Origin of the sequence: Acinetobacter sp. CIP 51.11 (assembly GCF_000369665.1) — a bacterium.
Taxonomy (GTDB): Bacteria; Pseudomonadota; Gammaproteobacteria; order Pseudomonadales; family Moraxellaceae; genus Acinetobacter; species Acinetobacter lwoffii_S.
The window spans coordinates 1383665-1406756 of sequence record NZ_KB850129.1; the positions used below are offsets into that span (position 1 = coordinate 1383665).

The 23092-nt window shown below is 41.6% G+C and carries 22 protein-coding genes; 9 read left to right on the plus strand and 13 right to left on the minus strand.

Translation table 11 applies throughout. The annotated features are described in order from the left end of the window. Window positions 1-71 precede the first annotated feature (71 nt). A complete protein-coding gene (locus tag F894_RS10310) occupies window positions 72-1829 on the minus strand; it encodes a type IV pilus assembly ATPase TfpB (protein ID WP_005247449.1) in 1758 nt (585 codons plus the stop codon). A gap of 209 nt (window positions 1830-2038) precedes the next feature. On the opposite strand from F894_RS10310, the gene F894_RS10315 reads away from it, so the two are divergent. Beyond that, complete coding sequence (locus F894_RS10315; protein WP_005247451.1) at window positions 2039-3289, plus strand: MgtC/SapB family protein; 1251 nt, start codon at window positions 2039-2041, stop codon at window positions 3287-3289. A gap of 1 nt (window position 3290) precedes the next feature. Here the strand turns inward: F894_RS10315 and tsaA are convergent, their stop codons facing one another. Beyond that, entirely contained in the window at window positions 3291-4013 is a 723-nt protein-coding gene (tsaA, locus tag F894_RS10320; protein WP_005247453.1) for a tRNA (N6-threonylcarbamoyladenosine(37)-N6)-methyltransferase TrmO, read from the minus strand. Window positions 4014-4115: 102 nt separating this feature from the next. Between tsaA and F894_RS10325 the strand changes: the two genes are divergently transcribed. After that, entirely contained in the window at window positions 4116-4895 is a 780-nt protein-coding gene (locus tag F894_RS10325) for a ferredoxin--NADP reductase (RefSeq protein WP_004279005.1), read from the plus strand. Window positions 4896-4959: 64 nt separating this feature from the next. On the opposite strand, the gene F894_RS10330 is transcribed toward F894_RS10325, so the two are convergent. From F894_RS10330 to F894_RS10340, 3 genes are all read right to left on the minus strand, one after another. Then, window positions 4960-5142 carry a YgdI/YgdR family lipoprotein gene (locus F894_RS10330; RefSeq protein WP_005247454.1) on the minus strand — a complete coding sequence of 61 codons (183 nt, stop codon included), beginning with the start codon at window positions 5140-5142 and terminating at the stop codon, window positions 4960-4962. Window positions 5143-5160: 18 nt separating this feature from the next. Then, complete coding sequence (locus F894_RS10335) at window positions 5161-5412, minus strand: hypothetical protein (protein WP_004279009.1); 252 nt, start codon at window positions 5410-5412, stop codon at window positions 5161-5163. Window positions 5413-5583: 171 nt separating this feature from the next. Beyond that, window positions 5584-6207 (minus strand): cation efflux transmembrane domain-containing protein, encoded by a 624-nt coding sequence (locus F894_RS10340; RefSeq protein WP_005247456.1) that lies wholly within the window; start codon window positions 6205-6207, stop codon window positions 5584-5586. 86 nt (window positions 6208-6293) lie between these two features. On the opposite strand from F894_RS10340, the gene F894_RS10345 reads away from it, so the two are divergent. From F894_RS10345 to F894_RS10355, 3 genes are all read left to right on the plus strand, one after another. Then, window positions 6294-6704, plus strand: coding sequence for a Cd(II)/Pb(II)-responsive transcriptional regulator (locus F894_RS10345; protein ID WP_005247458.1), 411 nt, complete (start codon window positions 6294-6296; stop codon window positions 6702-6704). Window positions 6705-6837: 133 nt separating this feature from the next. Beyond that, the gene (yegQ, locus tag F894_RS10350; protein ID WP_005247461.1) at window positions 6838-8247 is read left to right on the plus strand and encodes a prephenate-dependent tRNA uridine(34) hydroxylase TrhP; all 1410 of its coding nucleotides are present in this window, start codon (window positions 6838-6840) and stop codon (window positions 8245-8247) included. Window positions 8248-8249: 2 nt separating this feature from the next. Next, window positions 8250-8504: a YfhL family 4Fe-4S dicluster ferredoxin gene (locus F894_RS10355; protein ID WP_005247463.1), complete on the plus strand. Its 255-nt coding sequence runs from the start codon at window positions 8250-8252 to the stop codon at window positions 8502-8504. Window positions 8505-8755: 251 nt separating this feature from the next. On the opposite strand, the gene ahpF is transcribed toward F894_RS10355, so the two are convergent. The 7 genes from ahpF to F894_RS10390 all read right to left on the minus strand — a co-directional run bounded on the left by ahpF (window position 8756) and on the right by F894_RS10390 (window position 17686). Continuing rightward, window positions 8756-10321, minus strand: a complete 1566-nt coding sequence (gene ahpF / locus F894_RS10360; protein WP_005247465.1) for an alkyl hydroperoxide reductase subunit F — start codon at window positions 10319-10321, stop codon at window positions 8756-8758. A gap of 564 nt (window positions 10322-10885) precedes the next feature. Then, the gene (locus tag F894_RS10365) at window positions 10886-11803 is read right to left on the minus strand and encodes a hypothetical protein (RefSeq protein ID WP_005247467.1); all 918 of its coding nucleotides are present in this window, start codon (window positions 11801-11803) and stop codon (window positions 10886-10888) included. A gap of 37 nt (window positions 11804-11840) precedes the next feature. Beyond that, complete coding sequence (locus F894_RS10370) at window positions 11841-12974, minus strand: toxic anion resistance protein (protein WP_005247468.1); 1134 nt, start codon at window positions 12972-12974, stop codon at window positions 11841-11843. A gap of 16 nt (window positions 12975-12990) precedes the next feature. After that, window positions 12991-13782: a hypothetical protein gene (locus F894_RS10375; protein WP_004645592.1), complete on the minus strand. Its 792-nt coding sequence runs from the start codon at window positions 13780-13782 to the stop codon at window positions 12991-12993. Window positions 13783-14123: 341 nt separating this feature from the next. Continuing rightward, a complete protein-coding gene (rnk, locus tag F894_RS10380) occupies window positions 14124-14528 on the minus strand; it encodes a nucleoside diphosphate kinase regulator (RefSeq protein WP_004279022.1) in 405 nt (134 codons plus the stop codon). A gap of 508 nt (window positions 14529-15036) precedes the next feature. Continuing rightward, complete coding sequence (gene glyA, locus F894_RS10385) at window positions 15037-16287, minus strand: serine hydroxymethyltransferase (protein ID WP_004645593.1); 1251 nt, start codon at window positions 16285-16287, stop codon at window positions 15037-15039. Window positions 16288-16441: 154 nt separating this feature from the next. Next, entirely contained in the window at window positions 16442-17686 is a 1245-nt protein-coding gene (locus F894_RS10390; RefSeq protein WP_005247471.1) for an alpha/beta hydrolase family protein, read from the minus strand. Window positions 17687-18017: 331 nt separating this feature from the next. Between F894_RS10390 and F894_RS10395 the strand changes: the two genes are divergently transcribed. The 3 genes from F894_RS10395 (at window position 18018) to F894_RS10405 (ending at window position 20034) form a co-directional block, all read left to right on the plus strand. Then, a complete protein-coding gene (locus F894_RS10395) occupies window positions 18018-18716 on the plus strand; it encodes a DUF3820 family protein (protein ID WP_005247474.1) in 699 nt (232 codons plus the stop codon). A gap of 101 nt (window positions 18717-18817) precedes the next feature. Beyond that, complete coding sequence (locus F894_RS10400; RefSeq protein WP_005247476.1) at window positions 18818-19465, plus strand: hypothetical protein; 648 nt, start codon at window positions 18818-18820, stop codon at window positions 19463-19465. Between the two features lie 218 nt (window positions 19466-19683). Further along, complete coding sequence (locus F894_RS10405; RefSeq protein ID WP_005247477.1) at window positions 19684-20034, plus strand: hypothetical protein; 351 nt, start codon at window positions 19684-19686, stop codon at window positions 20032-20034. A 252-nt stretch (window positions 20035-20286) separates the two neighbouring features. On the opposite strand, the gene F894_RS10410 is transcribed toward F894_RS10405, so the two are convergent. Then, window positions 20287-20505, minus strand: a complete 219-nt coding sequence (locus F894_RS10410) for a hypothetical protein (RefSeq protein WP_005103627.1) — start codon at window positions 20503-20505, stop codon at window positions 20287-20289. Window positions 20506-21499: 994 nt separating this feature from the next. Between F894_RS10410 and F894_RS10420 the strand changes: the two genes are divergently transcribed. After that, window positions 21500-23071, plus strand: a complete 1572-nt coding sequence (locus F894_RS10420; protein WP_005247480.1) for a sensor domain-containing diguanylate cyclase — start codon at window positions 21500-21502, stop codon at window positions 23069-23071. Window positions 23072-23092 lie beyond the last annotated feature (21 nt).

Below are 23092 nucleotides of genomic sequence, written 5' to 3' on the forward strand. Positions count from 1 at the left end.
TGCCTTGTTTCGATGATGCTATTAAAACAGCCGAAGATGAATTGAATCTTAAGATTGCTTCATTTTCAAAATTAATTTAAGGGCACAACTCTCAGGACTTCTTCAAGCGTGGTCACACCTTCCAGAATCTTGCGTGCCCCGGCAATTCTGAGCGGCTCTACCCCTTCTTTTTTAGCCTGCTGACGCAGCTGGTTCAGGTTGGCATCGGCACCAATCAGCTGTTTGGTGGGCAGACTCAATGGCATAAACTCATAAATCCCGATACGGCCTTTATAGCCGGTATGCCGGCATTCTTCGCAGCCCACCGCCTTAAAGACAAATTCCGGTCGCGGCAAAGGATAATCCGTAGCTAGATGCTGCCATTCCTGTTCATTCAGGAAGCTTTCCTGTTTGCAGTGCGGACACAGCTTACGTACCAGACGTTGAGCCAGAACACCCAAGATGGTTGCTGCTGTCAAAAATGGCTGTACGCCCAGATCATGCAGACGGGTCAGACTCGACGGCGCATCGTTGGTATGTAAAGTTGAGAGAACCAGGTGACCGGTCAATGCGGCCTGAATCGCCATATTGGCAGTGTCCTGATCACGGATCTCCCCGACCATGATAATGTCCGGGTCCTGACGCATCAGTGCGCGCACGCCGTCAGCGAAGCCAAGATCGATACCATTATTGACCTGCATTTGGTTAAAGCTGGGTTCCAGCATCTCGATCGGGTCTTCAATGGTACAGACGTTGACCTGTTCAGTCGCCAGCTGCTTCAAGGTTGAATAAAGCGTAGTAGTTTTACCGGAACCGGTTGGGCCGGTCACCAGAATAATACCATGACTGTGACTGGTGAGATTATTCCAGTCATTGAGCAAATGGCCTTCAAAACCGAGTTGCTGGAAGCTTCTCACCAGCACTTCCGGATCGAAAATACGCATCACCAGTTTTTCACCAAAGGCGGTCGGCAAGGTCGACAGACGCAGTTCAGTTTCCTGTCCTTTAGGTGTCCGGGTTTTCAGGCGGCCATCCTGTGGCTTACGTTTTTCCGCCACATTCATCCGGCCCAGAATCTTGATTCGGGAAATGACGGCGGTCAATGTATTGGCCGGCATGTTGTAAATCGTATGCAGTACGCCATCAATCCTGAAACGGATCTTGCCCGTATCTTTACGCGGTTCCATATGAATATCACTGGCACCTTGTTCAAAGGCAAATTGCAGCACCCAGTCCACCAGTTTGACAATATGCTGGTCATTGGCATCCGGATTCTGTGAATCACCCAATTGTAATAAGGCTTCTACACCTTTATTTTCTCGGTCATAAGCAGACGATTTTTGTGAACCACTGACTGCGCGACTGACCTGATAATATTCAGTAATATAACGTTGTAACTGTTCCGGATTGAGTAATACCCGTTGTATTTTTTTCGGGGAAATATTTTGCTCAAGATTCGACACCCATTCGGTTTTATAAGGCTGATCCGTAGCGATCAGAACTTTGTCTGCCTGTATTTCTACTGCCAGAATACGGTTGCGCAGTGCATATTCCTGCGACATGACATGGGTCAATGCCTGTACATCAGCTTTGAGCGGATCAATGATATAGAACATCAATCCGGTTTTTTCTGCCAGCCACTGACATAAACGGTTCAGGGTCAACGTCGTTTGAGGATGGGACTGATCGACCAGATTAAAATTGGCAATCCACTGTAAAGGGTGCCATTTTAATTGTTCACGTTGCCGATGAGTGGTTTGTACCAGCATCCGGTCGCGTTCACTGATCTTACCGTCTTTAAAGAGTTGGTCTAGACACCATGCCGTATCCATTTCAAAGTCAAATTTCATTATTATCAGTCCCCAAACTTGCCTCCACTATAACAAGTTTTTGCAGTTTTTCGCATGCTCTCGACCTATCGAATGTACGTTTCTATTTCAATCTCAAAAAGAAAGTAAAGAATGGATTTGATCGTTACCGCAACATTTTTAATCTATGCAAACCTGATCTCATCACATATATTTTTAAATAGTCAACTCTTAGCTTGCTGAGGTCACAGATGGATCTGACTGCGGTTCCCCTGCATGCGCATTCTTTTCATGAACTGCTCACGATACTCACCTCGGCATTAGGCTGCGGCCTATTAATTGGTCTGGAGCGGGAACGGCATAAGCAACGCGAACAGCAACCGAGTTTTGCCGGCTTACGTTCCTTTGCAATCTGTGCTTTATTGGGTGCACTGTGTTTCCTGTTTGGAATCGTGATTGCTGTAATAGGTGCTTTGATCGTGGGTGGCATGGTCATTTTATCTATTAAAAATCAACCAGATGATCCGGGCATTACCACAGAGCTTGCATTTGTGATGACCTATTTTATTGGCGCCATGTGTTTATGGAATATTCCTCTGGCAGCCGGTCTTTCTGTGCTCTTAACCGGTATTTTGATGGCCAAACATACCATGCACAATATTGCCGGAAAATGGATTAAAGAAGCCGAATTCAGGGATGGACTATTATTACTGGCCTTGATTTTGATTGGCTTGCCGCTTACTCCTGATCGCCCTTTTTGGGGCGAAGTGCTTAACCCTTATCTTATTTTAAAATTACTGACCTTAATTTTAGTGGTACAAGCTTTGGCGCATATTGCGAAACGCTTTTTCTCAACTAAAAATGCCCTGATGCTGTCCTCCATCGCTTCCGGTTTTGTTTCCAGTACGGCGACCATCGCTCAGTTGGGCTTACAGGTCCGTAAAGGTGAAATGGATGCACGATCGAATGCCGGTGCCGCGCTGATGTCCTGTATCTCGACTATTGTGTTGCTATTGATTGTGGTCGGGGGCGTATCCTGGAGCTGGCTTAAAATCCTGCTCTTGCCCTCTTTAGTTGCCGTAATCCTTCTGGCAGCCTGTGCATTTTTATTATTGCGCAAGGCAAAACCTGCGCCGAGCATGGAATCGTCAGACAGCCAGATGTTCAGCTTAAAAGAAGCCGTGATTATTGCAGTCACATTAACATTGATTCAGGCTGGAGTTTACGGACTGGAGGTCTGGCTCGGGGATGCCGGCTTACTGGCCGGGACCTTGCTCGCCTCTTTATTCGAGATTCATGCCGCGATGGCCAGTGTCGTCGTTCAAGGCGATCCCTCCAATATGCGTCTGATTTATGCCCTGCTTTTAGGTCTGGGTGCTCATGCCCTGGCCAAGTCAGCCAATGCCGCTTTGACCGGTGGCTGGAAGTTTGTCCTTTATTTTGCGCCTGTGCAGATTTTGCATATGGCAGCGTTGATCGGCTTGTTGTGGTGGAACCTATAATCTAGGAAGGAATATGCTGAATAGCAACAATTAGCACTTGCTGAGCATGAATTTTGAAATGGATATCAACATTTGCAAACTTCATCCCATATACCCGTTCTTCATCTTCCTGATATGCAGGTCTTGGATCTAGAGATAAGACAGCTTCCAGCTCCTGAATAGTCTGCACAGAGATTTTTCCATTTCCTAGTAATTGTTGCTTTTGCTGCTCCGCTTCATCGCTCCAAATGACGGTTTTACGTGATGGTTCATCCTGCGCATAACCGCTTTGTGCTTCAATGATAGCATCCGAATATTGAATATAAGGTTTGATATCCATAATTGGCGTGCCATCGAGCAAGTCACTCCCTGTCACATACACTCGAACATGCTTGCCCACCTTTCTCACTTCTTTGAGTTTGACCACAGATAAACCAATCGGTGATGGACGATACATGCTGCGCGTAGCAAACACGCCTATTTTCTTGTTACCGCCTAAACGCGGCGGGCGCACTTGTGGACGAAACTGGCTGTTGTGCTGGTTTTTATTGTCATGAAATTGCCAGATCAGCCAAAGATGACTAAATTCTTCAATCCCCTCAAAGGCGAGCAGATCATTATAGGGCCCGACCATTTCAATATAGCTTTCGACCTGAACCAGATTCGGCTGACGAGGAATACCAAATTTTTCTTTATAGGGAGAACGCATATAACCAATAATCGGCAGCGTCAGTTCAGTCTTCATCACTTTTTTTGATAAGCTCAATTAAATATATTCAGTTTATCGAGAATGAATTTAGATTAGAATAGCAAGCTGTTCTAATTTGATAATTTATTGAGACCTTTAATGGCTGCTTTTAACGTCGAAAAGATTACTCACGTCCACCACTGGAATGATACTTTATTCTCTTTTAAAACGACTCGTGACACTGCTTTGCGTTTTAAAAACGGTCAGTTTGTAATGATCGGCCTTGAAGTCAATGGCAAGCCGTTAATGCGCGCATATTCAATTGCAAGCGCCAACTACGAAGAAGAGTTAGAATTTTTCTCAATTAAAGTGCCTGATGGTCCACTGACTTCGATTTTACAGAAAGTAAAAGTCGGCGATGACATTTTGGTTTCTAAAAAGCCTACAGGTACATTGGTACTGGATGACCTAAATCCAGGTAAAAATCTTTACCTTCTTTCTTCTGGCACTGGTCTTGCACCTTTCCTGTCGACTATTCGCGATCCTGAAACTTACGAACGTTTTGAAAAGATTATCGTAGTTCACGGTACCCGTTTCATTTCAGAACTGGCTTATCAAGATTTGATCCTGAATGAAGTTCCAAATCATGAATTCTTCTCTGAACTCGGCGCGAAAGAAAAATTGGTATATTACCCAACTGTAACCCGTGAAGAATATCCAAATCAAGGTCGTGTAACCACTGCGATTGAAACCGGTGAACTGTTTGAAAAAATCGGTCTGCCACGTTTCAACCCGGAAACTGACCGTGCCATGTTATGCGGTAGCCCGGCATTCCTAGATGACGTTGCTGCGCTTCTTGACCAACACGGTCTGAAAGAATCTCCGAAAATGGGCGTTCTGGGTGACTACGTGATTGAACGTGCATTCGTAGAAAAATAAGATTTGCTAAACTAAAAAACCGGACTTAAAAGTCCGGTTTTTTATTGGAATAATCACCAAATAATTAACGATCGCGACCTTCCTGGTTTGCAGAACCTGAACAGCCTGCGCCACCTGCAATGATGAAACCCGTTTGCGCTTTACATGAACCAATCATACGGCCATGAGAGTCAAATGTAGTCACTGACGATGCACAGCCCGTCAATATAACAGTCACTACGAGTGCAATAAGTGCTGATAATTTCATGATATTCCCCTTTATTATTTACGGTTTTAAATTAATCTGATTTTGGCTTGGTGGCGTTGGTAACAGGCCTGTATTCGCATCTGGCGTATTGTAATTCACACCTAAGGCATCGCCTGAACCACTACAATGTGCACTTGCGGTCGAAAGTAGGCCACGCGTCGCCATACATGAACCGATGATTTTTCCTGTTGCATCATAAGTCACGACTTTAGAACTACAAGCGGCTAGCCCCGATATTGCCAATATTGAAAAAATTTTAATTAAATTCACATTAACCCTCGCACGATGCAAAAAACTAAATTATTAAAATTTATGTATATTTTCTGAATTTCGCCAGAGATTCTAATTTAATTTGTTTATTTGTAAAGCTTTATTTTTCAAATATTATAAAAATGGAAATAAATAAAAAGCTGCCCTGCAGGACAGCTTTAAATATAAAAATTAGCTGGATTTATGTTTAAGTGATCTTTCTTCCAGAGACTGCTTAATCACTTGATAACCTGATGTGATGCCGAGTGTAGCGATAATTACAGCCACAATAATATCCGGCCAAAGACTGCCTGTACCAAATACGCCTACGGCTGCCAAAATGACCGCAAAGTTGCCAATTGCATCATTGCGACTACAGAGCCAGACCGACCGCATATTGGAATCACCTTCACGAAAAGCATAAAGAATTGCTGCTGTAAATACATTCGCTACTAAGGCCAGCACACCAATCAGGCCCATTGTCAGTGCTTCAGGTGGAATACCTTGCAGATAGGCATAAATCACTTTGCCAATCACTACCAGACCAAACAATGCCATGGTCATCCCCTTCACCAAAGCGACTGTTGCCCGCCAATAGAGGCTCGCACCTAGTACAGCCAAAGAAATCCCGTAATTGACGGCATCACCAAAGAAATCTAGCGCGTCTGCCCACAAGGCTGATGAATGTGCATATGCACCACCGATCAGCTCCACTACAAATAAAGTGAAGTTTACCAGCAAGGCAATCCATAGCGCTGCTCTAAATTTGCTGTTGGGCTTGATGGGTGCCGGTTCAGGACTACAACTACAGGCCATATCATTCCCCCGATGATTTTTTATCTAAAATACGATAAATTGATTAGAAACTATGGACTAACTCCAAGGTCAAGCATGAGGACGATATGTCAGTTTATTTGATTTCAGAAATGGCCAAAAAGACTGGTCTAAGCACCGATACCTTACGTTTTTATGAGAAAAAAGGCTTTATTCAGCCGAATTTTCGAGCAAGTAATCAGTATCGTTATTATGGTGAAGACGCATTAAAAAGACTGCTTTTTATCAAGCGTTGTCGGGCCTTGGATATGTCGTTAAAAGAGATTGAAACCCTGATTCAACTTGAACAAAATCCTGAGCAGGAGTGCTGTGCCGTCAACCAGCTGATTGATCAACATCTTTCGGATATTTCAAATAAAATTAAAGAATTACAGATATTTGAACGACAACTGATCACACTGAGAGAAAGTTGCAATACCCCGACCACCATTGATCATTGCCAGATTTTAAAAACGCTTGAAAACCCTGAAAATGATTGAATGTTGAAGACATTTTATGGAGGATTCCCTACTTAAAAAAGAACCTTGTTTTACATCCAAATCGCGTATTTCCGAGTGATTTACTAGGTTGAATCCAAATTCCAGATGATTAGAATAAAGCCGTACTTTTTATATGTCTTTCGATTTGATCATGAGCATTACCACCGTTACCGAACTTCTCTCACCAGCTGGCTCACTCAAAAATATGCGCTATGCTTTTGCTTATGGTGCAGATGCAGTTTATGCCGGCCAGCCGCGCTATAGTCTGCGTGTTCGTAATAATGAATTTGACCATGACAATTTAGCGATTGGCATCAAAGAAGCACACGAACTAGGCAAAAAATTCTATGTGGTGGTCAATATCCAGCCGCATAACTCCAAGCTGAAAAATTTTATTCGTGATTTAGCGCCTGTAGTGGCGATGCAGCCAGATGCGTTGATCATGTCCGATCCAGGTCTGATCATGCTGGTGCGTGAACATTTTCCAGAGATGGATATTCACTTGTCTGTTCAGGCCAATGCCGTGAACTGGGCAACCGTGAAATTCTGGAAAAATATGGGCCTGACCCGCGTGATTCTGTCACGTGAACTGTCGATTGAAGAAATTGCAGAAATCAAACAGCAAGTGCCCGATATGGAGATTGAAGTCTTTGTTCATGGTGCACTGTGCATGGCCTATTCTGGCCGTTGCATGCTGTCAGGCTATATGAACAAACGTGATGCCAATCAGGGTGCCTGCACAAATGCCTGCCGCTGGGAATATAAAGTGCTGGATGCTAAGGAAGATGAAACCGGTGATGTGATTCCAGTGAAAAATCTGGATTCAGGCTGCTGCTCCAAAGATGCCGACGAACAACACATGCAAGAACAACATCAGTTTGATGAGCCTGTGTTATTGCAGCGGAATGATGAAGATATGTTTGCCGCAGAAGAAGATGAACACGGCACTTATTTTATGAATTCCAAAGATCTGCGTGCAGTCCAGCATGTAGAGCGCTTAACTAAAGTGGGTGTGCATTCACTGAAAATCGAAGGCCGTACCAAGTCTTATTTCTATTGCGCCCGTACTGCTCAAATTTACCGTAAAGCGATTGATGATGCGTTGGCGGGTAAACCTTTTGATCCATCACTGATGACACAATTGGAAGGCTTAGCGAATCGTGGTTATACCGAAGGTTTCCTACGCCGCCATGTGCATAGTGAATATCAGAATTATGAACATGGTTCTTCCAGTTTTGATCATCAAATTTTCTGTGGCGAAGTGCTGGAGCGTAATGGAGATTACATCAAGATCGATGTGAAAAACCGTTTTATCGTCGGTGACTCACTCGAACTGATGACGACTAAAGGCAATATCACTTTCAATTTAACCGAAATGAAAGACAAAAAAGGTAATCTGATCGAAGACGCCAAAGGTTCAGGTCATATTGTCGAGATTCCGGTTCCGGCAGATGTCGATATGCGATATGCCCTGCTCATCCGTAATCTGCCAAGTTCGACTGCAGATATTTCAGCATCTTCACTGGCTTATCAGGCGAGTTAAATATGGCACTGCTGATTACCGACAAATGCATCAATTGCGATATGTGTTTACCGGAATGCCCGAATGACGCGATTTATGAGGGTGCGAAAGTTTATGAAATTGATGTGAACCGTTGTACGGAATGCGTCGGTTTTTACGAGCATCAGACCTGTGTGGATGTCTGTCCGATTGAATGCATTATTCCACATCCCGCGCATCGTGAAACACAGGAGCAATTACTGGAAAAATTTAAGGGTTTGAACTTATTTAAATCTTAAAAATGAAGCGATGGAATAAACATTGCTTTATATAAAAACAACCTTGGGGAAAGTATAAAAATAAGGGTTGAAAACAAAAACTGTGCAGAGGAAAGGAACAGCTGAAAGTGCGTGGGGACACTTTTGGCTGATCCAATAATAAATATAAAAAAAGGAACTCGGGTGTTAGCGTCCTGAGTTCCTATAAAGCGATAATAATGTATTTATAAGATATAGCACCTCGGTTTTGGGGAACCGAGGTGCTATTTTTTTTACTGCCCAGAACGGATGATGTAATCAAAAGCAGACAGTGATGCCTTGGCACCTTCACCGGTCGCGATAATGATCTGCTTGTACGGCACTGTGGTACAGTCACCTGCAGCAAACACACCTTTGACATTGGTTTCGTTGCGCTCGTTAATCACGATCTCGCCACGGTTGGTCAGCTCAACTTGGGTCTCTTTCAAGAAATCGGTGTTTGGCAACAGACCGATCTGCACGAAGATCCCCGCCAGCTCAACCACATGCTCTTCATCCGTAGCACGGTCTTTGTATTTCAGTGCAGTCACTTGTGCACCGTCACCCAGTACTTCAGTCGACAAGGCATTCTTGATGACTGTGGTATTCGGCAAGCTGTTCAGTTTGTCTTGCAGCACCTGATCCGCACGCAATTTGGTATCAAATTCCACCAGCGTTACATGTTCAACAATCCCTGCCAGATCAATCGCAGCTTCAACACCCGAGTTACCGCCACCAATCACGGCTACACGCTTGCCTTTGAACAGTGGGCCATCACAGTGCGGGCAGTATGCCACACCACGAGTTTTGTATTCCTGTTCACCTGGAACATTCATCTCTCTCCAGCGTGCACCAGTCGAAAGAATCACGGTTTTCGACTCCAGTCTGGCACCATTCTCTAAAGTCACTTCCACCAGACCATTGGCCGTTGCATCCGCACCTTTGATATTAGAGACACGTTGCAGGTTCATGATGTCGACACCATATTCACGCACGTGGGCTTCCATCTCGGCAGCAAATTTAGGACCTTGGGTCTTCTGTACAGACGTAAAGTTTTCAATGTCCATGGTATCCATGACCTGACCGCCCATGCGTTCAGCCACGACCCCGGTTTTAATGCCTTTACGTGCTGCATAGATCGCAGAAGTATTCCCTGCAGGACCACCACCGATCACCAGGACATCAAAGGCATCTTTGGCATTCAGCTTTTCCGCATCTTTGGTAGCGGCATTGCTGTCCAACTTGGCAATGATTTCTTCCAGCGTCATACGACCCTGACCGATATGCTGGTTGTCCTGGAATACCATCGGCACCGCCATGATCTTACGTTCTTCGACTTCGTCCTGGAAGAAAGCCCCATCAATCATGGTCGCTGTAGTGCCCGGGTTATAGATGGCAATCAGGTTAAGTGCCTGAACCACATCCGGACAGTTATGACAGCTTAACGATACGAACACGTCAAAGTTAGATTGAACACCCAGGCTCTTAATATTCGCCAGTACTTCATCAGAGACTTTCGGTGCATAACCTGAAGTTTGCAGCAATGCCAGAATCAGTGAAGTGAATTCATGGCCCATTGGCAAGCCTGCAAAGAATACACGTGGTTCCTCACCAGCTTTTGCAATCCCGAAACTTGGCGCACGTGCATTGGTCCCGTCAAAGCGTGCAGTCACCAGATCAGACAGTGCAGCAACCTCGGACACCAGTTCCTGGATTTTGGCTGATTTGTCAGAGCCATCCAAAGTCGCCACCAGTTCAATCGGGCCTTCTAGGCGTTCTAATAAGGTTTTAAGTTGGGCTGAAGTATTTTGATCTAACATTGCTAACGTCTCCAAAGGAGTAAATGTTTATTTGATAACAGGATATTAAATGAATTGAATAAATAGGTAAAACAGTTTGTTTTTATTTTATTGATCGGTATTTTAGATTATTAATCCAGTTATAGACTTTATGCTGCCTTGTTTTTATTTTTGGGCTATATAGAGCAAGTTGAATAGGTTGTCTTAAAAATAGCGTTGAAATTCCATCAAAAAATGCTCCCTATTCAGGTAATGCCAGGCCAGTCAGTTAAGCAATTGACTGGCATTTTTTTTAAATTCAAGATTATATTTGATAGGTAGCAAAGTCATCCGCAACTGTTTGAGGCAGGACTACATTAAAAAATGATTGTTTTTGCGACAAATTTACTAAGGGATAGTGGCTGACGAGTTTTGCGGATGACAAATGCTTTTGGTTACTTTGGGCGAAACCAAAGTAACAAGTGATATTGCAAGTATTTGATTTAAAAAGTTAAGACTCTTTCATAAACGACTGAAAAGCTAAAGAGTCTATTTCTAAATTCCTTAACTGATCAGCATTACCCTATTCAGGAGCATTTTGGGAAATTAATGAATCCGCTGTTCGATACGCAGAGAACGACCCTTGATTGAGTTGGCCAAGAAAAACAAGATTAGGCTAAGTAGTGCCGATAAAATAGCAACACCAATAATAACCAGATTCGTGATCTGACTTAACTGATCCGCCTGTTGTACCTGCGTATTTACACTCTTGGCGACTGGTGTCATGGCTTGACCATAGACCTGTTGCTGCATGGTCCAAATTTGTTCAGGCTTGAAACCATATTGTTCAAATTTAGGATCCTGTTTTTCTGCTTCAACCAAATTTAAAACATAAGGTTTTGCGGCAGATAAATCTTGAGGCTTATGCAGCAATGCCGTTTGCGCCAGTAAATAAGATTTCACCGGTGCTGCAATCTCTGAATCAGCCAGATAACGGGCGATTTCACTGTCATTGATATTGCTGTCGTAATACACTACTTGCTGATAAGCATCATCCCGATCATTACGTAGATCATGCTGCAAGTAAGTCAATCCTGACCAAATTACGATAAAAGCAATCAGCCAGGCGACAAATTTCAACACAAAAGACTGAAAGCGCACATAAAAGAAACGCAACTTTTTCAGTAAGCCAATCACAAAAAATGCACCGATGAAAGAGGCAAAAATTTTAATAATCAGCCAGCCAAACCAGCTCAGCAAACTAAAAAAATAATCTGGACTATCACCAATGCTGGCCAGTGTGGCATCTACACTGACCGGCAAATGCAATTGCTGTACTTGGGTACTTAGGCCAAAAAAACCATAGACCAGTTCCTGCTGGAAAAATAGACTGATCAGTGAGGCTATAAATACGGTAGAGGTGGTCAAACCCAATAGCATCAAATTGCGTTGACGTTTCTTGAGTGCAACTACCCCCTGCTTGATGTCCTGAGGCTTAACGGCGTATTCATCTAAGGGCGGCAATCTCTACTCCTTCTTTCAGATTTTGGCCCTACCTGATTTAGTTGGGCTTGGATCCACTGGTACTTGATTCAATCACCAAATGATTCAGATTATCCTGCAGAGCTTTTAAACGCACGGTTGCTTCTGTGCGTTTTTGTACACCTTCTTTCTGAATCTGAATCACATCGTTTACAGTTTTAATGAGGGTGTTTTGCACATGTTCAAGCGTTTCGATGTCAATCACCGAACGCTGGTTGGCTTTAGCCGTATCGACCGAGTTCTGATGTAACAGTTCAGCATTACGGCGCAGCAGCTCATTGGTGGCATCATCAATGGTATTGGCCAGCTGTACACTGTTCTTCTGTTCGCTCAATGAAATTGCGAGACTGATCTGATTTTTCCACGCCGTTAAAGTAATGTTTTTGATCGCATAGAACTTGTCAACCAGCATCAGGTTATTCGACTGGATAATCCGGATCATTGGCAAGGTCTGCATCGCAGATTGCTGCAGTACCTGTAAATCACTGACACGTTTTTCCAGATTATTGGCCAGATGGTTCAGGTCATAAATTTTCTGGGTGGTGCTCTGATCTTGCGGCAAGGCGGCTAAAGCGGAAATTTCCTGTTGCAGCTCCTGTTCGCGTAAACGTCCTGCGGCGATATGTACCCCGAGCTGTTTATATTCATCCTGTACCCCGTCAAACATTTTATCCAGGGTATCAACACGTGCTTTCAAACCGGATTGCGAGGTTTCAATCTCTTTCACCAGTACATCTAGCTGCTCTTTAGTGGTATTGAAATGCGCATCAAAGTTATCTTTCGCACCTTTGAATTTGCTAATGATATTGCCAAAAAAACCCGAACTTTTCTTTTTATTGAGAATACTGCTGGTATTCAGCTGCTGAGCCACCTGTACCACCTGATTCAGCTTCTGTCCTGTCGCATCCAGATCTCTATTTTGCACCAGATTCAGTAATTCATCGGTATAGGTCGAAGTTTTGGTCGCAATATTTTTGCCATATTCAGCCACGCTGTTATGACTCATGTTCTGCAACTCTTTACGTGCAGCCAGCACCTCCTGAAAGTCAGCAGGCTGTAAGCCCAGTTCTTTCAGGTCCATTTGCTGGAATTTTTGTTCGACCAGTTCATTCGAGCTTTCAACAGGTAAATTTACTAAATCAGACTTGGTCATAGTTCACCTTATATTGTTATGTTTTCGAGGGTTTCTCGAGGGATTTTTTTAACGTTTTAATCAGACTCTCACGGCTATTATCAAGTTTTTCCAGATCACTTGTCGAGTGTTTCGTCTGGCTTTGTTTGACATGATATTGCCAGGCCGGAATCAAGACCTGCTGTGCTTCCTTAAAGCGATCCAGCAGGCTAAAGGAAAGCTGCTGCGAAAGCTGCATCTGGGTAATGGCGATGTCATTACTGCTTTGCAAGGTACGTAAGGTATTAATTTTCTTGGAGAGGCGTTCTGAAAAATTATCCAAGGGATGCTGGTTTTTGACGAATAGCGGATATTCAGACAGAAACTCGTCTGCTGCGACAATGTGCTTGGCCATCTGTTCGCGCAACCCCAAAAGCTGCTGAAAACGTGACTGCGATTTCTGAATTTCAATCTGCAATTTACGGCTTAAGTGATCGGCCTGATCCAGCAAACGGTCCAGCCGTTGATAATATTCCACCTGACTTGAGCCATAATCCAGATCGATGCCCAGCCATTTCTGTAGAGCATTAAATTTACGTTTTTTCAGATATTTTTTAGATTCTGCCAAGGCATGAATCAATTGCTCAATGGTCTGGCTTAACTGTTGGGTCAAGTGCGGATCTACACCATTCAGTAGAACGGACTGTGCCTGAATCAGAGCATCTGCATAATGATTCAGCCCATATTGATTATCCAGTACAGGCACAAGCTCATTACGCTTAATCGCCAGAATTTCCTCACGATCAAGCATCATGTCAGTCAAGGCAGGTAGAGCTTCAAAGCGCGACATGGTTGAGGCGATATCCTTTAAAAAAGTGAAACAAAGAAGTCTAGAACATCTTCGAATGTAGCAAAAAAACAGACCGCGTTGTGTATATTTATCCAGAAATTCGTTACATCACTTTAACTAAATCCATGTTTTATCTTTATTTTAATTATGATTTTGGCAATACGATTCAATTGCAGAGATAAATGACTACATTGCATTTTGAGAATTATTTAACTTTAAGCATTTAGAACTTTAAAATGTATTCAATCTGATCTAAATGCTTACAACATCAGGTTTTACTTAAAATCCATATACAAAAAAAGCCATATTGCTATGGCTTTCAAGGATGATCCAACGCTGGCTTAAAGATAATCCCCTTCGCTCTCCGGCTGAAACAGCACTTTTTCAATGGTCACTTTCATGGTATTACCATCCGGTTGTGGCCATTCAATGGTTTGACCTTCTGCTAAGCCCAAAATGGCTGCACCTATCGGTGCGATGACATTGACCTGCCCCTTTTCACCTTTAAATTCGTGTGGGTAAACTAGTGTCACCTCAACAGCTTCCGTAGAAGGTGCAATGGTCAATAACACACGGGAATGCATGGTCACGATATTGCTTGCGATCGCTTGCGGCTCGACCACTTCGGCACGTGCCAATTCATCCTCTAAGCGGATCATGGTTTCGCTCAGCTTGCTCTGATTCTCCAGCATCGTTTCCAGACGATGTAAATCTTGCTCAGATAAAATAATGTTGGGTTTAGTCATCCTTATTACCTTGTTTAATGCATAAATCAAAAATTAATCAATCAACCGCCAGCAGCATTTTTAAATACAGGATTTACCCATATTCAAAAATGCTACCGATCCATATAACATTTAAATAAAAAGAATGATGTCATTCACAGCGCTTATATCAGCACCACCTTACAGTAACATGGGATTCACTCAAGCGCTCCATCTACTATGATCTTCAGCTCAATAACCTATTAGTTTTTAAAGTGTCAGGTTCTGAAAATAATTCCTGTAAATAATTTCAAGCAAAGCGTGCAACGAATGCATCCATTCTTTTAAAGCATTTAAAAATACAAATAGTTGATAAAAGACTTTAAGCCAGATTGAGAAAAACTCAATATGATTTTATTGATGACTCAATCTCTTGCGGCAAGGAAATTGATCTATGTAAGTCCGATCAAGTCCAAACATCTTTTATATCGTTATTTTTACAGCTATAAAAAAAGCTCCCGGTTGGGAGCTCCTTTCCGTTTATAAGCAATTATGCATAAACTGGGAATTTAGCACATACCGCTGCAACTTTTTCTTTCACCGCGTTGATAACAGCTTCATCGCCTTTAGCATCTAGGATATCAGCGATCCAGCCTGCAAGTTCACGTACTTCAGCTTCGCCAAAACCACGCGTTGTTACTGCAGGTGTACCGATACGGATACCTGAAGTCACGAACGGAGAACGTGGATCGTTTGGTACAGAGTTTTTGTTCACAGTAATGTGAGCAGCACCTAACCAAGCATCAGCTTCTTTACCTGTAATGTCTTGTTTGATTAAAGACAACAAGAACAAGTGGTTTTCAGTACCGCCAGAAACTACGTCATAACCACGAGCGATCAATACTTCAGCCATTGCTTTCGCATTTACCACAACTTGTTGTTGGTAAGCTTTGTATTCAGGTGCCATTGCTTCTTTAAAGCAGATTGCTTTTGCAGCAATTGCGTGAACCAAAGGACCACCCTGGTTGCCTGGGAATACAGCCGATTGAAGTTTCTTCTCGATTTCTTCGTTTGCTTTCGCAAGAATAAGACCAGAACGTGGACCACGAAGTGTTTTGTGAGTCGTCGTCGTCGTAACGTCAGCAATTTGTACCGGGCTTGGGTAAACGCCAGCAGCAACTAAACCTGCAACGTGAGCCATATCAACAAACAGATAAGCGCCAACTTTGTCCGCGATTTCACGGAAACGCTGCCAGTCAACGATCTGGCTGTATGCAGAGAAACCAGCAACGATCATGCGTGGCTTATGCTCAAGCGCTAAACGCTCAACTTCTTCGTAATCGATCTCGCCAGTTTCAGGGTTTAAACCGTACTGAATCGCATTATATGTTTTACCAGAGAAGCTTACTTTTGCACCGTGAGTCAAGTGACCACCGTGAGCAAGGCTCATACCCAGAACTGTATCGCCCGGGTTCAGAAGCGCTAAGTAAACTGCTGAGTTTGCTTGTGAACCAGCATGTGGCTGAACGTTAGCATAATCAGCACCAAAGAGTTCTTTAGCACGGTCAATCGCCAATTGTTCGATAACGTCTACATACTCGCAACCGCCATAGTAGCGTTTACCTGGGTAGCCTTCCGCATATTTGTTAGTAAGTTTTGAACCTTGAGCTTCCATAACTGCTGGTGAGCAGTAGTTTTCAGAAGCGATTAGCTCAATATGAGCTTCTTGACGAGCATCTTCATTCGAGATTGCTTGAGCTAATTCTGGATCAAATTCAGCGATAGAGATATTGGCAAACATTAGCGAGGTCCTATTGATTTAGGGCTTTTAAGCCGTGCTAAGATTGGCGTGTATTGTAGCATGAAGTTTTAAATTTTCGATCATGAACTTTATTCAGTTTGCAATAAAAATGGCTCATATCTAAAAAAACATGAGCCATTCAGATAAAAATAAGTTATTGAATTGGCATTAGAGATTTTACATCTGAAATAATATTAGGAATATTCAGTGCATAGACGCTACCATGATCCCATTTAGTCGCATTTGACTCATCCGTAATATAACGTACTGAAGTTTGTTTCTGATTGGCGAGTGCAACCAAAACATCTGTTGCTGCTTTCGGAACGGTACTATCTGCTGAACCCTGATAAATAATCACTGGCGTAGACACTTTGACCTGTAAAGGCTGAGAATCTTTATCCAGGAAGTTTTTCACCACCGGAATACTCATGAAGTTGGTTTGAGTACGCGGATATCCTTCTAAAGTTCCGTTATTTTGAGCATACTGTCCCATTGCAGCACCAAATTTATTACCCAGTACATCATAGCAATCAGTTTCCGCATTCTTGGCGATCTGGTCAGTCGGTGTTTTAAAAATCTGGCTATATTGCAGATTTGGGTTTGGATTACGTAAACCGGCAGTAATCAATGCCGTGAACGTATCTAAAGACGCCAAAGTTTCAATCTTTTTACCCAGATCGGTTTCTTGTCCAGCTTGCGCCTCACCACCTGACAAAATCAGGCTAAAATTAGAAGCAGGTGCTAGAGCCACTGTCCCCTTATAAGTCATTTGAGCAGCTCGTGCTGCATATTGTGCAGCACCTAAAGCTGCCTGTCCCCCTTGAGAATGCCCAACAGCCATCCATTGACTAGATGCATCTGTCCCTAAATAATCTTTTGCAGCGACAACGGCATCGGTAATCGAATAGGCTTCACTCTTGAGATTCAGGAAAGGATGGAGCTCTTTTCCACCAGGCTCACCTAAACCTTCATAATCGGGTGCAACGACCACATATCCCGCTTGAAGAAATCCAGCAATCATATTCCTGATAAAAGGATTCAGTGCATTTCGACTTGGTGCACATTGGTCAGCAACGCCAGTCGTGCCATGAGCCCATGCGACGATCGGCCATCCCTTTGCTGGTGGTGTTCCCTCAGGGGTGAACACCAATGCAGTCGCTTGTGTTTCTTTACCATTAATCCCTAACATCTTATAAGTCATGATCACACTTTCGTCAGCGATCCCGGCGAAATCCGTTTCAGTATAGGCCACCGGGGTTGCCACCACCGGATTGTCTATATCATTTACAGGAAGAGCAGGTTTGGACTCGTAAAAACGATCATTATCACTATCATCGTTACAAGCAGTTAAGGCCACACTTAATGTGAGAAGAGTACAGGTCAATACTTGACGTTTCATCGATCTTATCCTTATCTTATTTATTATCATCTCTAATGAGTTTTTCTGGTTTTATCTTTAACAAACGATAAAACCACATGTAATTTCCCAATTTATCTAAACAATATCAAGAAAAGAATGCGTTATTTTTTTGCTAAATTCGCACCGGTTTAGATTTATTATGAAATCAACAAACTTTAAAATAGAGAATTTCTCCTCTCCAGAACTATACAAATAGTCGTCATACGTTAAAAAGCCTGCAATTAATACAGAAATAAAGCAATTCAATTGTCAGTTGCAAAATAATAATGTTAGATTTTACTCTCCTCTCTTTTTCAGGCACATTTCCGACATGCAGGCCATTATTCTTGATACCGAAACGCATACTTTAAATGGTCAACCTATCGAAATTGCTTATGCGCCTGTCGAAATTGTAGAGCATAAAATCAGTCTGGATAAAAGCCGCCTGTTTGATCAGCTCTACTCATGTGACGAAGCCATTTCTTTTGCTGCCATGGCCGTGCATCATATTCTGGAATCGGATCTGGAAGGTCAGCCGCATTACAGTACCTTTCGCCTGCCTGATGAAACCATCTACATGATCGGCCATAATATTGATTATGACGTCCGTGCCATCGAAAAATGTGGTGTAGATACTTCAAAAATCAAGGCGATTTGTACACTGGCTTTAGCACGTCGGGTCTGGCCAGATGCAGAAGCACACAATATTTCTGCACTGATTTATATGATCACCAAAGGCAGCGAAAGAGCGCGTGAAATGATTCGTAAAGCGCATCGTGCCGATATGGATATTATTTTAACTGCCAATATTTTGATGCATATTGTGCATCATTTAAAAATCAACAGTATGCAGGAATTATTCGATGCTTCTGAAGATGCCCGAATTCCACGTACGATTAATTTTGGTAAACATCGCGGTACCGCTATTGCAGAATTACCTGCTGACTATGTGCAATGGTTGTTGCGACAGGATGAACTCGATCCTTATTTACGCAAGGCACTTGAAAATACGGCGATCACGACATTATAAGTTTTATCAAAATAAACCTCTGTATTTTAATAAATACTTCATATTAATGTAATTTTCCCAGACTATGCTCTAGCTGAATTTAAGCAACCATCTATTCAGTCATGATGCATTTTTATAAAACTCAACGTGGGATCGAGGTGCTACAGGATCGCTCCATTCCACTGACCGCACGCCAACGCCGCTTATTGGTTCTGATCGGTAGCCAGGATTTTAACTTATTAAATGATGGCTTAAAGCAGCAGCTTGCTCCTGCCGAACTCTTAGAGCAACTTTATGTCATGGATCTAATCGTTCCAGCTGAAACTGGCGATATCGCAATTAGGCAAAAGCAGGCTGATACAAGAACAGATACAAAAGTTGACCTGGCACACTCCGAGATTCACCGTTCGTTAGACTCATCGATAGCAGCGACCTCTATGACGAAAGATCTCAACCCCGAGATGGAGCCTATAAAAATACTGCAGAGCACTCCATCTGCTGAAATGGATTTAAGCCATGAACAAAAGCTGCCTGAACTCAAACTCATGTCTTTTGAAGATCTTAAATATATGATGATGGAAAGCTTACAAAAATATTGTGGCTTGATGGCCAAGCAGCAAATTCACCATATTTTACAGGCACCGGATGTGCGCAGTTTGAAACTTTGTCAAATGCAATGGATCACATCACTTCAGGAAAGTCGCATTGCTCCTCAAGAATTGAATCACATTCTGAAGCAGATTAATTTTGCTTTAGATCAATTGCAGTAAAATGAAGCGCCTGAATAAGAATATCTTAGTCTTTTAAACTCTTAAATAAGCGAGTTTAACAATGAGGCAGCTTTAATTATTTAAGATAACTAATTGGTTATTTGGTATATTTATATTTAAGCGAAATTTAAAGCTCGAAATATCCGACTTAAGCGTGATAGAAAAAGAATTACAATCCCGCCATATAGTGAGCATAGACATCCGATTGGATCATGTATATGTCACATTATTTAGAATTCGATGCGTTCGATAATCCCATGCAACTGAGTAAAGTTGGCAACTGGGTGATCACCTTTTTAAGTCCGGTTGAAGAACTGCAATTTGTGCAATTGGCGATTACCTATGTGCTTCCCCGCCAGATCAGTGACAGCTTGCAACCGCGCCGTGTGTTGATTCAAAAAAGTCCCATTGAGCATCATTGGCTGATTCAGGCCATTGAATGTTTTGATAGCACGACTCGTCAGGAAATTTCTTTAAGCCCTGAGCATACAACCGCACAGCAAACTTTAGCGCAGATTTTGCAAGAATTTGAAAAATATGATGTGGATGTACAGCTTAAACAGATTTAAATACTTGCTCACTCTAGCGAACTTTTTTATTGGTATGGGGAATTTCTTCGGCCAATCAAGGCTCACTACCACGTTGTCTTCTCTTAGAGATTGAATCAGCTTCTGATTATAGCTGCATACATTAGTATCCAAGCTGGCAAATACCAGAGTATAAAAAACTCACCTAAATGGTGAGTTTTTTAACTGCTGAATCGGTGATTTCGGATAAATAAGTTCAATTTTTTTCTACCTATCTGAAGTTCACTGATTAAATTATTCGACAACGCGATAAATATTTGAAGATTTTTGGCTTTCAAATAATAGCTCAATACTCGGCAGAATCGTTTCACCATCCACCACAATATGTTCAATTTTTTTGACCAACTCAGCTGCATGATGAATGTTGTGCTCTGCAAAGGAACGCAGCATCGCTTTCGCTTCAGTCACTTGGCTAAATTGATCTTTCACCTTGATATCAATCATCTTTGACATTTTTCCTTCCTCTCTCATTATCCAATTTGCATTTTTTTATACCATAATTAGCCAAGCGATTAATCTTCAAGATGTTAGCGAATTTGGCAATGTAAACTTTTTTATCTGAATGGATTATAAGAAAAAGAATATTAAACTTAATGAATTGTGCAGACATTAAAAAAGCTCGCATTTCTGCGAGCTCTGTGTTGGATGGCTAGTGCTAGATTTATTGTCTGGTGATAAACATCAAACTCAACTAACTGTCATTAATCCGTCCAACTTATCGGTAGCGTCTTATTGGTTTTACGACCTACCATGAGTTCAATATAGCAGTATTTTTTTAACCGACAATACCCTTTTACACTTCTAAAAGAAGACTTATACAAGATTTCAATTGTCATTTTTTTAAAGCAGATTACAATATTTCTGGCTTGTCGTATGCAGAATTCTGTATTCATATCATTTTTATTTAATTCATTGATTTCTAGAAAACTACCCTATTAAAAATACGATTTCCTGTTGCATAGCGGGTTCAACACTTTCCCTCATAACCTCTAATGAGCGCTTCAAAATTTAAACTGGAATATGATTTTTTATAAAAAAATACTTCCGGAAAAGGACGCAATATTCAAAGAAACTACTGTCATAGAATCTATACGACTAATTTTAAAATGATTATTTTTCAAAAAATGGCAACAATTTAATCTCCCATCAAGATCAATTAACCATATTTTTGTCTGAGTATTTAATTACTTACATGAGGAAATCAAAATTATTCAATTGATTTTCTGGACGTTAAATATCCTATTTTTATTTGCAGCATAGTTAAATATTCAGAACCTTACTCAGCTTTTCAAATCCACCCTATTTACAGCCAAGCAATCTATAAATTCTAAATTTGATCGAAATAAAAACTCCCATTTAATGGAAATTTAATTTTATATCAACCTTAAACATTGAATATAAATGCAATACAATGCTCATAAATACATCGAGATATATCTAATTTTTTATGTCAGCTAATAATTTTAGGAAACACCTTGATCTCAATTTAAGGCAGTTAATACTTTTATTGGCTATTTTTAGTGTGTCTAGCCTTTTTATTATTTCTCTCATTATTAGCTATCAGATCGTAAAAAATCAGTTAATCGACAACTCTCTTGCCTTAAACGCTGACCACGCCCATAAAATTGCATTAAGCACAGACAACCATTTTAGAAATATGCTTCTTGAGCTGGACTATAGTGCCAAGATATTAGGTCAAGACTTTAATAACAATGAGCTAAGAGAAGCCGAGGTCAATAAATTAAAATATCAGTCTGAACACTATAACAGTGTTGTGATCAGTGACACCCAAGGCAGACTGATAAACTTTTCCCCTAATATTCTGCATATTGATAAAAGCAAAATACAACATACTCAAGGGATTATTGACTCTCTTCATAAAAAATCGACTTATATATCTTCGCCCTATTTTTCTGTGCAAAAAAATATGATTGTGTTTATTTCTCAACCTATTTTTGACAAGTCAAATCACTATCAGGGCTTCATCGGTTCAGCGATTTATTTAAAAGAAAAAAATGTAATTAATCAGCTTCTAACCACTTATAAAAATTATAAGAATAGTTATATGTATGTGATTAACAATGAAAATAAAATTATTTTCCATCCCGATCGTGAAAGAATCGGTCAATTGGCCAGCAATAATACTGGTCTGGAATATATGCATGCGCATAAAAATGGTCAAATTCGTTTAATCAATAGCCAGGGCGTTGATAATCTGGCGGGTTTTTCTCATATTCCGACTTCAAACTGGATCGTGGTTTCCCAACAACCCACCCATGATTTACTTAAACAGGCAAATTCTATCCTTTATAAATTAGCCGCAGGATTCTTTTTATTTTATCTGCTTGTTTTTTATATTGTATGGCGACTGTCTGACTCTATCTCGGCCCCGTTGAATCAACTGGCAGATATGGCGAGTCTGCTAAATCAGGCAGAAATCGGTTCAAAAATTAAGAATATCCAGCCTTGGTACTATGAGGTCACAAAATTCAAGTTAGCCCTACTGCTCAGTGTTCGCAAATTTTCACAACAAATGAGCAAGATGGATCATCATATTAATACGGATCCTTTAACCGGCTTGATGAATCGTCGTGGTTTAAATTACGTCATGACTCAAAACATGAAAATGAACATCCCGTTTTCAGTACTTCTGATGGATGTGGATCACTTTAAAAACGTGAATGACAATTATGGTCATGATCAAGGTGATGTTGTCTTAAAGCATATTGCCAAGACGATGCAGCAAAAATTTCGTAAAGATGATATTTGCTGCCGTTATGGCGGTGAAGAATTTATCATTATTATACCGAACAGCAATCTTACTGAAGTTTATGAAAGTGCAGAAAGGTTCAGAAAAGAGATTGCATGTAAAGAAATTCACAACATAGGTTTCATCAGCATTTCGATTGGTATTGCTTCTTGGCCAGACAGTTCTAAAAATATTCTAGACGTTTTGAAAATTGCCGATAACAATCTTTATCGGGCGAAAGATGATGGCCGTAACTGTGTGCGTTACTAATTTGATTTATTTTTCAGATTT